This window comes from Klebsiella sp. Q11, from assembly GCF_964241505.1.
Lineage (GTDB): Bacteria > Pseudomonadota > Gammaproteobacteria > Enterobacterales > Enterobacteriaceae > Klebsiella > Klebsiella michiganensis.
On record NZ_CAXSXW010000007.1, the window covers coordinates 281,719 to 294,280 of the forward strand.

Sequence of the window (12,562 nt, forward strand, 5' to 3'; positions counted from 1 at the left end):
ATTCTCCATACCTTCAGCAACGAAGGTGTGAATGAGGTGGCGGTATTAGCCGCAAGCACCAGGGAGGATAACGTTGCTTCAGCAACGGCCCGAAGGGCGAACCGAGTGAGTCATCCTCCCGGATGCACCATCTTCTCCGAGATAGCAGCCACGCTGTTGTTTCCGCCAGCCACTCTCCTTGCCTCAAAACCCCTTAAGCGCAATCATTCACCTTATTCTTCAGCACTTTTTTCATTGGCAACTCCCTCTTTCCACTATAATTTATTCCTGTATATCGATCTGATTTTGGGTGAGATAAGTGCAAGGAGAGAAATCCATGAAATGGTTCAAAGCAATATCTGCGTTTTGCGCGACGCTTCTGGTCGCCGTATCGCTGGCGGGCTGTGCAGGTTCGTCCACAAAGGAAAGTACTGGTGGGTACATTGACGATACCGTCGTGACCACCAAAGTCAAAACCGCGCTCTTCAATGATAAAGAGATTAAGTCTTCGGAAATTAGCGTTCAGACCTTTAAAGGTCGTGTACAGCTGAGCGGCTTTGTCTCATCCGCCGAAAGCGCTAAACGTGCGGTAGAAGTGACGCGAAAAGTGCAGGGCGTTCGCGTGGTGGAGAACGATTTAAGAATCAAATAAACGCATCAGATTGCATCTGTATCGACAAGGGCGCCTTCGAGCGCCCTTGTCGCATCTGCCGCTGGCAGCGACAAACCTGACCTTTTGCGTTACAGTAAGACCTCCTTAACCGGTTGGTGAGAAGACGATGTACGAACGTTATGCAGGACTGATTTTTGATATGGATGGCACGATCCTCGATACCGAGCCGACGCATCGTAAGGCATGGAACGAGGTTCTCGGACGTTACGGTATGCGTTTTGATATGCAGGCTATGGTCGCGCTTAACGGCTCTCCAACCTGGCGGATTGCTCAGGCCATTATCGAATTAAACCAGGCTGATTTAGATCCTCACCTTCTGGCGCGGGAAAAGACGGACGCGGTGAAAGCGATGCTGCTTGATAGCGTCCGTCCTCTGCCGCTGATTGAAGTGGTTAAAGAGTGGCACGGTCGTCGTCCGATGTCAGTCGGTACCGGCAGCGAGAGCGCCGTTGCTGAAGCGCTGCTGGCCCATCTGGGCCTGCGTCACTACTTCTCGGCGGTGGTTGCCGCCGATCATGTCGCCAACCATAAACCCGCTCCTGATACTTTCTTACTCTGCGCTGAGCGCATGGGCGTTGCGGCGGAAAAATGCGTGGTCTTTGAAGATGCGGACTTCGGTCTGCAGGCGGCGAAGCGCGCCGGAATGGATGCCGTGGACGTGCGATTGTTGTGAGCGACGCGCTGTCGCTGATATCGCTGTTTGCCAGCAGCTTTTTAAGCGCCACGCTGCTTCCCGGTAACTCGGAAGTGGTGTTGATCGCCATGCTCCTGGCGGGGGTGAGTCAGCCGTGGTTACTGGTTTTAATAGCAATAATCGGTAATAGCCTTGGAGGGGTAACTAACGTTATTCTGGGGCGCCTGTTTCCGCTGCGCAAAACATCGCGCTGGCAGGAGAAGGCGACCGGCTGGCTGAGGCGTTACGGCGCGGTCACGCTATTATTAAGCTGGGCGCCTGTTATAGGCGATTTGCTGTGTTTACTGGCGGGATGGATGCGCATTTCCTGGGGACCAGTGCTCTTTTTTTTATGCCTTGGCAAAGCATTACGCTATATCGTCATTGCGGCGATAACGCTTCAGGGCATGACGTGGTGGCACTAATTGGACTGACGGTTCAACCATTACAATTATGCTAATTCAAACGATTTCGACAGGCGGGAGGTCAAATTGATCCCGGACGTATCACAGGCGCTGGCCTGGCTGGAAAAAAATCCGCAGGCGCTGCAGGGTATTCAACGTGGTCTTGAACGCGAAACGCTGCGCGTCAACGCTGACGGCACGCTGGCCACTACCGGTCATCCGCAGGCACTGGGTTCAGCGCTGACTCATAAATGGATTACCACCGATTTTGCCGAAGCTTTGCTGGAATTTATTACGCCGGTTGATGGCGATATCCAGCATATGCTCACCCTCATGCGCGATGTTCATCGCTATACCGCACGCCATATTGGCGACGAGCGGATGTGGCCGCTGAGCATGCCTTGCTATATCGCGCCCGGCCAGGATATTGAACTGGCGCAGTACGGTACCTCTAATATCGGCCGCCTGAAAACGCTGTATCGCGAAGGGCTGAAAAATCGCTACGGCGCGCTGATGCAAACCATCTCCGGCGTGCACTATAACTTCTCGCTGCCGATGGCTTTCTGGCAGGCTAAGTGCGGCGTTGAGGATGCTGAAAGCGGTAAAGAGGCGATTTCCGCGGGCTATTTCCGCTCCATTCGCAACTATTACCGTTTTGGTTGGGTGATTCCATACCTGTTCGGCGCCTCTCCGGCGATCTGCTCATCGTTCCTGCAGGGCAAACCGACGGCGCTGCCGTTTGAGAAAGCCGGCAACGGCATGTACTACCTGCCGTATGCGACCTCGTTGCGTCTGAGCGATCTGGGCTATACCAATAAATCGCAAAGTAATCTCGGAATTACGTTTAACGATCTCTACGAGTATGTGGCAGGATTGAAGCGGGCGATTAAAACGCCTTCCGAAGAGTATGAAAATATCGGGCTGGAGAAAGACGGTAAGCGTCTGCAAATCAACAGCAACGTGCTGCAGATCGAAAACGAGCTGTACGCGCCGATTCGCCCGAAACGCGTGACCCGCAGCGGCGAAACGCCTTCCGACGCGCTGCTGCGCGGCGGTATTGAGTACATTGAAGTTCGCTCCCTGGATATCAATCCGTTCTCACCGATTGGCGTTGATGAGCAGCAGGTGCGTTTCCTCGATCTGTTTATGGTCTGGTGCGTGCTGGCCGATGCGCCGGAGATGAGCAGCGACGAGCTGCTGTGCACGCGCGCCAACTGGAATCGGGTGATTCTGGAAGGCCGTAAGCCGGGCCTGACGCTGGGTATTGGCTGCGAAACCGCTCAGTTCCCGCTGGCTCAGGTCGGCAAAGATCTGTTCCGCGATTTACGCCGCGTGGCGCAAACGCTGGATAGCATCCACGGATGCCAGGCCTATCAGCAGGTCTGCGATGAGCTGGTCGCCTGCTTCGATAACCCGGAATTAACCTTCTCGGCGCGCATTCTGCGTTCTATGCTTGAAGAGGGGATTGGCGGTACCGGCAGAGAGCTGGCCGATCGGTATCGGACGATGCTGCGCGAAGAGCCGCTGGAAATTTTAAGCGAAGCGGATTTTGTCGCCGAGCGTGAAGCATCGGTACAGCGTCAGAAGAAGGTGGAGGCGGCGGATAGCGAGCCGTTTGAAGCGCTGCTGACACGGCACGCGTAGTTTTACGAGCCGTAAAAAAGAAAACGGCCACATCACTGTGGCCAAACTTTCATCTCTGATTCAGGGATGATGATGATAATAAATGCGCGTCTTTCATATACTCAGACTCGCGGCCTCAAAAAGAGTTCATTTTATTTTAAAAAAAATCACTATCGGAGGTGAAGAATGCCGTTGTTAGATAGTTTCACAGTCGACCATACCCGAATGGAAGCGCCTGCGGTGCGTGTCGCGAAGAAAATGAACACGCCTCACGGCGATGAAATCACCGTTTTCGATCTGCGATTCTGCGTGCCAAACCAGGAAGTGATGCCGGAAAGAGGCATTCACACCCTTGAGCACCTGTTTGCCGGCTTCATGCGCGATCACCTGAACGGCAATGGTGTGGAAATTATCGACATCTCTCCGATGGGCTGCCGCACCGGGTTCTATATGAGCCTGATCGGTACGCCGGACGAGCAGCGCGTCGCGGATGCCTGGAAAGCGGCGATGGCCGACGTGCTGAAGGTTAAAGATCAGAATCAGATCCCGGAGCTGAACGTTTATCAGTGCGGAACCTACACCATGCACTCGCTGGAGGAAGCTCAGGAAATCGCTCGCCATATTATTGAGCGCGATGTCCGCGTCAACAGCAACGATGAGCTGGCGCTGCCGAAAGAAAAACTGCAAGAACTGCACATCTAGTGCTTCTGCCACGGCCCGGCGAACCGCGTCGGGCCGCTACTCCCTGACGCCGCGATGTCGACGACTTTAACCTTCAATTTTCAACACCGTTCGCTGGTGCCTTTTGCTCATGATTACGCCCATGGCGATAGCGAACCCTGGCATCAGCACGATTGCGCCCAGCTGCTGCATATCCTCAGCGGCGTGGTGCGGGTGGAAACCGCGCAGGGTTATTGGGTTGTGCCGCCGGGCCGTGGCGTCTGGCTGCCCGCCGGTACGCCGCATACCCTACGGGTGACCGGCGTCGCGGCCGCGCGAACCCTGTTTATCGATCCCCTTGCCCGGGCCGATCTCCCCTCATCCTGCCAGATAGTCCAGGTGACTCCGCTGCTGCGTGAACTGATCGTCGCGTCGCTGACGCTGGCGGAATCCTACGCGCCGGGCAGCCGCGATGAACGCATTTACGAACTGATCCTCGATGAAATTCGCGGCATGGCGGTGCTGCCGTTTGGCCTGCCGGAGCCGCAAAGCGAAGCGCTGCGCCGTTTATGCCAGAAGGTAAGAGAAGCGCCCGGCGAACCCTGGAGCAGCGCCGAGGCGGCGAAGGAGAGCAGCATGAGCGAGCGCACGCTGAATCGTCATTTTCAGCAGCAGACCTCGCTCACCTGGAGCGAGTGGGTGCGCCGGGCGAAGCTGATGGAAGCGCTGGTTCGCCTGGCACAGGGACATTCGGTACTGCGGGTGGCGCTGGATCTCGGCTACGGTAGCCATAGCGCTTTTAGCGCCATGTTTCGCCGGGTGATAGGCGTGGCCCCCAGCGACTACTTCCGCTCGCCGGCGTAATGGCCTGCGCTCATCGCATTGCACAACGCCTGCAGCGAGGCGCGCGCCACGTCGCTATCAATTCCTACCCCCCAGCGGCTGTCGCCATTCGGGAAGACGCAGCGAATATAGGCCACTGAACGGCTGTCGCTACGTTCGCCGAGGGTGTGTTCATGATAATCTTTAATCACGATGTGTTGGTTTAACAGGCCGCTCAGCCCGCTGGCGGCGGCGGACAGCAGGCCGTTGCCGCGGCTCTGCAGTCGTCGCGTTTCACCGGCGATGCGCAGGGTCGCCTGCAGAGAAAGCTGGCCGTCCTGCTGGCTATCGCTTTGGTAATCCAGCAGCGCAAGCGGCGGCTGGGGCAGAAGTCCGTAGCGGGCGCGAAACAGCTGCCACAGCGCGTTCTGGGTCATCTCTTTACCATGCGTATCGGTTTCGTGCTGAACGTGCAGGCTAAAATCCTGCTGCAGCGCGCGCGGCAGCTTCAGGCCATGATTCTGCTCAATCAGCCACGCGCTGCCGCTTTTACCGGACTGGCTGTTGACGCGGATCACCGCCTCGTAGCTACAGCCGATATCCTGCGGGTCGATGGGCAGATAGGGCATTTCCCAGCGATCGCCGGGCCGGCGGGCATCGAACCCTTTTTTGATCGCATCCTGATGCGAGCCGGAAAAGGCGGTATAGGCGAGGCTTCCCGCCCACGGGTGGCGCGGATGAACCGGGATCTGGTTGCAGCTTTCGACAATTTCGACCACCCGGTTCATCTCGGAGAAGCTGAGCCGGGGATCGACGCCCTGGCTGTAGAGATTCATCGCCAGCGTCACCAGACAGACGTTACCGGTGCGTTCGCCGTTGCCGAACAGGCAGCCTTCGACGCGGTCGGCGCCGGCCATCACCGCCAGCTCCGCGCTGGCGACGCCGGTTCCCCGGTCGTTATGCGGATGGACGCTGATGCACACATCGGCGCGGCGCGAGAAGTGACGACAAAAATACTCAATTTGATCGGCATAAACGTTAGGCGTGCTCACTTCTACCGTCGCGGGCAGATTGATAATCATCGGCCGTTCGGCGCAGGGCTGCCAGATTTCCGCCACCGCTTCGCAAATCTCCAGCGCGAATTCCGGCTCGGTGAAGCAGAAGGTTTCCGGGGAATACTCGTATTGCCAGCGGGTCTGCGGCTGCTGTTCGCACTGCTGGCGGATAAGCCGGGTGGCGCGGGTCGCCAGCTCGACCACCTGCGCTTTGTTCATTCCAAAAACCAGCTCGCGGAACAGCGGAGCGGTGGCGTTATAGAGGTGAACGGTGGCGCGGTGGGCATCGCGCAGCGATTCGAAGGTCCTGAGGATTAAATCTTCCCGCGCCTGGGTCAGCACCTGAATCGTCACATCCTGCGGGATACGCCGTTCTTCAATCAGTTGACGCACAAAGTTGAAATCGGTTTGCGAAGCCGAGGGAAATGCCACCTCGATCTCTTTAAATCCGCACTCCAGCAGCAAGTCCCAGAACTGCAGCTTGCGCGCGCTGTCCATCGGCTCGGCCAGCGCCTGGTTGCCGTCGCGCAGGTCGGTGGAGAGCCAGCGGGGGGCGCGGGCTATTTTTTGCTCCGGCCAGCGGCGGTCGGGCAGGGCAATCGGCGGATAGGGACGGTATTTTTCACCGGGTTGAGTCAGCATGATTTTCTCCTTCTTAGCGGATCTTCATCGTGCACGACAGAGCGAAAAGGCATCTCCAGCGAACTGGACATCAACTAGCGTAAACCGGACAACCTGCGTTTTGGGCAATAAAAAAGGGATCCGCAGATCCCTTCAGGTCAAACCTTAGTGCGCGCCGCCGCCGCCGCCCCCGGCGCTAAACGGCGGCCTGGCAAACCATACCAGCCCGAGCAGTAGGATAAATATCGCCGCCGAGAACCAGAAAATTTCGTTGGCGGAGATAATCAGCCCCTGGTTGGTTATCTGCTGCGCTATCCAGCCGGACGCCTGCTGTTGCGTCATCCCTAATCCCTGCAGCTGATCGTACATCTGCTGGGCGTTGGGATTATACGGCGTCACCGATTCGGTAAGCTGAGCATGGTGCAGCGCCTCGCGGTTCGTCCACATGGTGGTGGTAATCGAGGTGCCGATGGAGCCCGCCAGGGTACGCGTGAAGTTCGACAGGCTCGATGCCGCCGCCAGCCGTTCCGGCGGCAGGCCGGACAGCGTAATGGTTGTCAGCGGCATAAAGAAGCAGGCCACCGCGAAGCCCTGGATAAACTGCGGCCACGCCGAGGCGCCGAAGTCCATACCCGGTTCGAAGGTCCACGCGCGCCAGTAGAAACAGACCGCGTACATAATAAAGCTGAAGGTGACCAGCCGACGCATATCCAGCTTATGCGCGAAGCGGCCGATAATCGGCGACAGGATTACCGGGATCACCCCGACCGGGGCCGAGGCCAGACCGGCCCAGGTGGCGGTATAGCCGTATACCTCCTGCAGTAGCTGCGGCAACAGCACGATAGCGCCGAAGTAGAGCATATAGGCGAGGCTGATACACAGGCAGCCGATGGTGAAGTTTCGCGACTTAAAGAGCGACAGGTCGACTATCGGGTTGTCGTCGGTTAGCTCCCAGACGATCAGGAAGCTTATCGCCACCACTGCGACAATGGTCAGGATGATGATCTCGTTTGAGGCGAACCAGTCCAGCTCTTTACCTCGGTCGAGCATCACCTGCAGGCTACCGATACCAATAATCAGCAGCGCCAGGCCAACGCCGTCAATCCGCCGCTGCTCGGTGCGGGTTTCGCGGTTGCGCAGGGTCTGTAGCGTCATGACCACCACGGCGATGCCAATCGGCACGTTGATAAAGAAGATCCAACCCCAGTGGTAGTTGTCGCTGATATAGCCGCCGAGGATGGGGCCGCAAATCGGCGCGACGATCACCGTCATTGACCACAGCGCCAGGGCGATAGAGCGCTTGGCGGGCGGATAGTTGCTGAGCAGCAGACTTTGCGACAGCGGGATCAGCGGACCGGCGACGATCCCCTGAATCACGCGGAAGAAAATCAGCATCGTCAGGCTGTTTGACATGCCGCAGGCCCAGGAGGCGATGGCGAACGCCACCGTCGACCAGAGGAACAGCTTCACTTCACCTACGCGCTTTGCCAGCCAGCCGGTAATCGGAATGGAGATAGCGTTCGCCACCCCAAACGAGGTGATAACCCAGGTCCCCTGGCTCAACGATGAGCCAAGGTTACCGGCGATGGTGGGGATGGCCACGTTGGCGATGGTGGAGTCCAGCACCTGCATAAAGGTCGCGAGCGACAGCGCAATGGTCATAATGACCAGCTGCGCGCCTTCCAGCGGTTTTTGCTGTTGCATTACGCTCACCCCGAATTATCAGGCGTTGGCCTGGATGATGTCGTTTATCAGCTTATTGACCGGCTCAAGGCCGATTTCGCGGGCATTACTTTCGTAAACCGGAGAGCTGCGCACCTGGCTTGCCAGCATCTCGCCGCCGCGGTCGGTGGTGTTCACCTCAACCAGGGTCGAAAGGCCGATGCGCAGCGGGTGCTCTGCCAGCTGTTTTTCATCCAGCTCGATACGTACCGGCAGGCGCTGAACCACTTTGATCCAGTTGCCGGTGGCGTTCTGCGCGGGCAGCAGCGAGAAGGCGCTACCGGTGCCCATATCGAGGCCGACCACTTTACCGGTGTATTTCACATCGTCACCGTAAATATCGCTGATCACGGTGGCCGGTTGACCGATACGCATGTGCGCCAGCTGGGTTTCTTTAAAGTTGGCGTCAATCCACAGGTTGGTCGCCGGCACGACGGCCATCAGCGGGGTGGTGGTGCTGATTTGCGCGCCGGGCTGTACGGAGCGACGAGAAACGTAGCCGCTAATCGGGCTGACGATTTTCGTCCGCTGCAGGGCCAGCCAGGCGTTACGCACTTCGGTGGCCGCTTGCAGTACCGCAGGCTGCTGTTCCAGCTTCGTGCCCAGAACGATCGCCTGATTGGCGTTATATTGCTGAATCGCCACGTCCAGTTCGGCCTGCGCGCTGGCAACCGTGTCGCGCGCGTGCTGCAGCTCTTCGCGGCCAATCAGGTTGGCGGCCCCCAGCGGAATACGACGGTTAAGGTCGGTCTGCGCCTGGGAAAGCGCGGTTTTTTTCACGTCGATGCTGGCCTGCAGCTGCTTGCTGTTGATCATCTGCTGGCGCGTTTGACGTACGCTGGCGGCCAGCTGGGTTTGCGCTTTTTCAAACGCCTGCTGGGCATCGGTCTGGTCGAGGGTGACCAGCGGATCGCCTTTTTGCACGTAGTCGGTGTTGTCGGCCCAGACTTTCGTCACGCTGCCGGACACCTGCGCCATAATTTGTACCTGATTCCCTGCCACGTACGCGTCGTCGGTCTCTTCGAAGTGACGCAGTACCAAAAACCAATAAATCCCGTATGCCACGGCAACAATAATAAAGAGCAAGGTCAGCAGCAGGAGGGCGCCTTTACGTTTCCCTTTTTTGTTGCCCGGTTGCTGCGGGGTTTGGCTCTCCGCATTTGCGCTCATGTTATTCTCCACGATCTTATTATTTCACATCGGCTGAGCCGACCTGTTTATCAGAAAGGCCAGCAGAAGATCTGCTGGCCTGTCCGTTTTCCTTGTCAATCCAGAAAAATTGTTGAGCGGTTGGTTCCGCGCTTAGCGCAGAGACTCCGCAAGCACGCCATCCTCTTCCATTTGGTCAAGGCGACCAAGCAGCTTACGGGTGATGTGCTCGAGCTGATCTTTTTCGCTGGTGCTTAAAGAAGACCAGAGTTGATGCAGGCAGTTGTGCTGCGGGGGTAACACTTCGCGCAGGAACTGATGCCCCTTTTCGGTAAGCTGTAAATGCAGGCAGCGACGATCGTTATCGCTTTCGCGGCGCTCAATCCAGCCGCGTTTTTCCAGCTCGTCGGCAATGCGCGTGGCGTTGGTACGCGAAGAGCCCAGCGCGCAGCTCAGCTCGGAAGGCTGAATGCTGTGGTTTTCCTGAGACTCGAGCGTGATCAGCGCCATAAACAATGTCTCGTTAATCCCTTGCGCTTTCAGCATCTTGTTGCGGTTTTCCAGCAATTTTCCCTGCATATGCATGCAAAGACGGGTGAGCAGAATCTCCTGAAAAGGAAAGTCTTCGTGACGGCTGGCGCGGAACTTGAGCATTTGCTCAATGGGAGTAAACGAACTATCCATTTTGGTTATGACCTCATTAATTACAGTCGATATAATAACTATTGTGACAAATAAATCAAATGAATTATTGACAGAAATTGATACTTTAAGCTTATAGCCATGTGCCGATTTTCCAGACAACACCGTAGGTTAGGGCGCTTAATAGTGTAGGCAAAATAATGCTGCGCGTTTTCCAGAAAGCCAGGCCCAGCACGGCGAAGCCAGCCAGCGTGGGGAGCAGGCGGCGGGCATCGTGGAGAATTTCCGGTACGCTGGAGACCACCAGCAGCGCGCAAATAGAGGCGATGCCGATGGTGTCCAGCAGCACGCTGACCGGCCCGCGACGCGTCGGACGCGCGTTCCCGGCGCGCAGGCGCAGCGGCAGATAGCGGAACAGATAATTTACGCAGCCGACCACGAGGCCGATAATTAAAACATCACTGTTCATCGGGCATCCCCTCAATGCTGGCCTGCACCAGCGCGGTCAGACAGCCGCAGACGATCCCGGCAAGGATGGCGGCGGGAATGGAAAACAGGATGATCCCCCCCAGCGCCCCTGCCAGCGCGGCGGTTACGCTAAGCGACTGCTTGCGCTGGAAAGAAGCCAGCAAAAAGCTCATAAACAGCGCGGGAAGCATAAAGCCCAGCGCCGCTTCCACCGCCGGAAAGTCGGTCAGCAGGCCGCTGCCCGAATAAGCGCCGATCAGCGTACCGAAGACCCATGACGCCCAGGACATCAAAGCGATACCGATCATCCAGTTTTCGCTCCAGCGTCGATTGTCGCGTACCAGTTTAGCAGTGGCGGCGGCAAAGACCTCATCGGTCAGGCCGAATGCCCATACCGCGGTTTTTTTCTTGCTCAGCGCGCGCTGGATGCGGCTGCGCAGGGAAGGGCCGTAGAGAACGTGGCGAACGTCCATCGCCATGACGGTGAGCGCGGCGACCCACAGCGAGCTTCCCGCCGCCAGCATCGCGGTGATCACGAACTGGCTGGCGCCCGCGTAAATAATGCAGGAGAAGAACAGACTTTCCAGCGGAGTGAAGCCGAGCTTAGTGGCGTTGAGGCCGAAGGCGAAGGCCACGGGGATATAGCTGATGACGATCGGCAGGCTGTCTTTCAGGCCTTCAGCCAGCGTGGCCGCGTCAGCGGGAGGAGAGTGCGTCAATGCGTCAGGATTTTCCATAGGAATTGCTTATTAATAACTCACGTGAAAATCACATGATTAAACAGGTGGATTTACCTTAGCAGAGAGCGGTGCGGCTTAACAGTAACGAAAACGTTGATGGCTAAAGTTATGCAGTTTATTTGCATATCAATCCATCATTTAGAACAGGAGATGTCGTGTTGTGCAGGATGCGGTCTTCCCCGGGGGCGGCGCAAAGCGCCTTGCCCGGGCTACGGCTTTTGTAGCCCGGGCAGATGCGTAGCATCGCCTCCGGGAATTGGCTATAAAGTGGGAGACTATTTCTGCGCGGCCAGCGCTTCGTTCACCCAGCCGTCAAACTGCTGCTGGTGGGCTTTGATCCAGCCGTCGACGTGGCCTTGGATATCTGCTTCTGAACCATGTCCCTCGTGCATCATGGCATTCTCGGCGTTGATGTCGGCAATCGGCAGCTTCATGATGCTAAACAGCTTCGCCGCCGCCGGGTTTTTCTCGGCCCAGGCCTTATTGGCGACGATATGCATGGTGCTGACCGGGAAGCCGTAGTTGGCGCCATTAGAGAGCTTCGTGTCGATGTTTTTTTGCACACCCGGCAGGGAGGAGAATGGCACCTGCAGCCAGACGACGTCTTTACCCGGCTTCAGCACATCGCTGACCCAGTAAGGTGTCCAGGTGTAGTAGATGACCGGCTTGCCCTCTTTATAACGGGCAATGGTGTCGGCCATCATGGCGGCATAGTTACCCTGATTGTGGGTGACGGTATTATTCAGGCCATAGGCATCAAGCTGATGGTTGATCACCGCTTCACAGCCCCAGCCCGGGGTGCAGCCGGTCAGGTCGGCTTTACCGTCGCCGTTGGTGTCAAACAGTTTGGCGATTTTCGGGTCTTTTAACTGATCGATAGATTTAATGTGGTACTGCTCGGCCGTTTTCTTATCAATCAGATAGCCCTGCGCCGCACCGTTCACAAACACGCCTTCGCGGTAGAACTTTTTATCCCCGCCGGCGGCAGCGTACATATCGTCGTGCAGGGGCTGCCAGTTGACGGCGGTAAAAGTGGCGTCGCCGGAGGCGAGCGAAGTATAGCCAACGTTGTAATCCACTTCGCTCGGCTTATCGACGGTATAACCGAGTTTCTCCAGCGCGCGGCTGACCAGCAGGGTCTGGAAGGTCTCTTCCGAAATGGTGCTCTGAATCGGCTTAACGGTAATGCCTTTGCCAGGCAGATCCGCCGCGAAGGCGGTGGTGGAAATGAGGGCGGTTAACGCTGTGGCAAGGATCGCTGTATGTCGCATCGTTGTTCCTTTTACTTATCAGAAGGGAAGTCTATCCCCCCGGCTGTCGGGGGGATGGGC

At 57.2% G+C, this 12,562-nt stretch carries 14 protein-coding genes; 7 read left to right on the top strand and 7 right to left on the bottom strand.

The window, feature by feature from the left end:
- From ACESQ2_RS13925 to ACESQ2_RS13955, 7 genes are all read left to right on the top strand, one after another.
- Nucleotides 1-426 (top strand): hypothetical protein (locus ACESQ2_RS13925; protein WP_373170747.1); only part of this gene is annotated, 426 nt, incomplete at its 5' end.
- Nucleotides 317-631, top strand: coding sequence for a BON domain-containing protein (locus ACESQ2_RS13930; protein WP_004853477.1), 315 nt, complete (start codon nt 317-319; stop codon nt 629-631). The genes ACESQ2_RS13925 and ACESQ2_RS13930, both read left to right, overlap by 110 nt.
- A 127-nt stretch (nt 632-758) precedes the next feature.
- The gene (gene yqaB, locus ACESQ2_RS13935) at nt 759-1,325 is read left to right on the top strand and encodes a fructose-1-phosphate/6-phosphogluconate phosphatase (protein ID WP_014226508.1); all 567 of its coding nucleotides are present in this window, start codon (nt 759-761) and stop codon (nt 1,323-1,325) included.
- Complete coding sequence (locus tag ACESQ2_RS13940; protein ID WP_025107289.1) at nt 1,322-1,750, top strand: YqaA family protein; 429 nt, start codon at nt 1,322-1,324, stop codon at nt 1,748-1,750. Before yqaB ends, ACESQ2_RS13940 begins: the two co-directional genes overlap by 4 nt.
- A gap of 66 nt (nt 1,751-1,816) precedes the next feature.
- Nucleotides 1,817-3,373 (top strand): glutamate--cysteine ligase, encoded by a 1,557-nt coding sequence (gene gshA / locus ACESQ2_RS13945; RefSeq protein WP_046877641.1) that lies wholly within the window; start codon nt 1,817-1,819, stop codon nt 3,371-3,373.
- Between the two features lie 165 nt (nt 3,374-3,538).
- Complete coding sequence (gene luxS / locus ACESQ2_RS13950) at nt 3,539-4,054, top strand: S-ribosylhomocysteine lyase (protein ID WP_004104795.1); 516 nt, start codon at nt 3,539-3,541, stop codon at nt 4,052-4,054.
- A gap of 54 nt (nt 4,055-4,108) precedes the next feature.
- On the top strand, nt 4,109-4,876 hold the full coding sequence (locus tag ACESQ2_RS13955) for a helix-turn-helix domain-containing protein (protein ID WP_014839297.1): 768 nt from the start codon (nt 4,109-4,111) through the stop codon (nt 4,874-4,876).
- On the opposite strand, the gene leuA is transcribed toward ACESQ2_RS13955, so the two are convergent.
- The 7 genes from leuA to proX form a co-directional block, all read right to left on the bottom strand.
- Nucleotides 4,855-6,531, bottom strand: a complete 1,677-nt coding sequence (gene leuA / locus ACESQ2_RS13960; protein WP_025107291.1) for a 2-isopropylmalate synthase — start codon at nt 6,529-6,531, stop codon at nt 4,855-4,857. The two genes, ACESQ2_RS13955 and leuA, sit on opposite strands and share 22 nt — an antisense overlap.
- A 144-nt stretch (nt 6,532-6,675) precedes the next feature.
- Nucleotides 6,676-8,214: a multidrug efflux MFS transporter permease subunit EmrB gene (gene emrB, locus ACESQ2_RS13965; RefSeq protein WP_004123984.1), complete on the bottom strand. Its 1,539-nt coding sequence runs from the start codon at nt 8,212-8,214 to the stop codon at nt 6,676-6,678.
- A gap of 18 nt (nt 8,215-8,232) precedes the next feature.
- Nucleotides 8,233-9,402 (bottom strand): multidrug efflux MFS transporter periplasmic adaptor subunit EmrA, encoded by a 1,170-nt coding sequence (gene emrA / locus ACESQ2_RS13970; RefSeq protein ID WP_373170709.1) that lies wholly within the window; start codon nt 9,400-9,402, stop codon nt 8,233-8,235.
- Between the two features lie 132 nt (nt 9,403-9,534).
- On the bottom strand, nt 9,535-10,065 hold the full coding sequence (gene mprA, locus ACESQ2_RS13975) for a transcriptional repressor MprA (RefSeq protein ID WP_004104785.1): 531 nt from the start codon (nt 10,063-10,065) through the stop codon (nt 9,535-9,537).
- Between the two features lie 91 nt (nt 10,066-10,156).
- A complete protein-coding gene (gene ygaH / locus ACESQ2_RS13980) occupies nt 10,157-10,492 on the bottom strand; it encodes an L-valine transporter subunit YgaH (RefSeq protein ID WP_014226502.1) in 336 nt (111 codons plus the stop codon).
- The gene (locus ACESQ2_RS13985; RefSeq protein WP_014226501.1) at nt 10,482-11,228 is read right to left on the bottom strand and encodes an AzlC family ABC transporter permease; all 747 of its coding nucleotides are present in this window, start codon (nt 11,226-11,228) and stop codon (nt 10,482-10,484) included. Before ACESQ2_RS13985 ends, ygaH begins: the two co-directional genes overlap by 11 nt.
- A gap of 278 nt (nt 11,229-11,506) precedes the next feature.
- A complete protein-coding gene (proX, locus tag ACESQ2_RS13990) occupies nt 11,507-12,502 on the bottom strand; it encodes a glycine betaine/L-proline ABC transporter substrate-binding protein ProX (protein WP_014226500.1) in 996 nt (331 codons plus the stop codon).
- Nucleotides 12,503-12,562: the final 60 nt, after the last annotated feature.

Bases quoted from the DNA above. Each gene is read 5' to 3' on its own strand.
- ACESQ2_RS13955 (WP_014839297.1), top strand. From the start codon at position 4,109: ATGTCGACGACTTTAACCTTCAATTTTCAACACCGTTCGCTGGTGCCT.
- emrA (WP_373170709.1), bottom strand. From the start codon at position 9,402: ATGAGCGCAAATGCGGAGAGCCAAACCCCGCAGCAACCGGGCAACAAA.
- proX (WP_014226500.1), bottom strand. From the start codon at position 12,502: ATGCGACATACAGCGATCCTTGCCACAGCGTTAACCGCCCTCATTTCC.
- leuA (WP_025107291.1), bottom strand. From the start codon at position 6,531: ATGCTGACTCAACCCGGTGAAAAATACCGTCCCTATCCGCCGATTGCC.
- ygaH (WP_014226502.1), bottom strand. From the start codon at position 10,492: ATGAACAGTGATGTTTTAATTATCGGCCTCGTGGTCGGCTGCGTAAAT.
- emrB (WP_004123984.1), bottom strand. From the start codon at position 8,214: ATGCAACAGCAAAAACCGCTGGAAGGCGCGCAGCTGGTCATTATGACC.
- ACESQ2_RS13985 (WP_014226501.1), bottom strand. From the start codon at position 11,228: ATGGAAAATCCTGACGCATTGACGCACTCTCCTCCCGCTGACGCGGCC.
- luxS (WP_004104795.1), top strand. From the start codon at position 3,539: ATGCCGTTGTTAGATAGTTTCACAGTCGACCATACCCGAATGGAAGCG.
- ACESQ2_RS13930 (WP_004853477.1), top strand. From the start codon at position 317: ATGAAATGGTTCAAAGCAATATCTGCGTTTTGCGCGACGCTTCTGGTC.
- mprA (WP_004104785.1), bottom strand. From the start codon at position 10,065: ATGGATAGTTCGTTTACTCCCATTGAGCAAATGCTCAAGTTCCGCGCC.
- yqaB (WP_014226508.1), top strand. From the start codon at position 759: ATGTACGAACGTTATGCAGGACTGATTTTTGATATGGATGGCACGATC.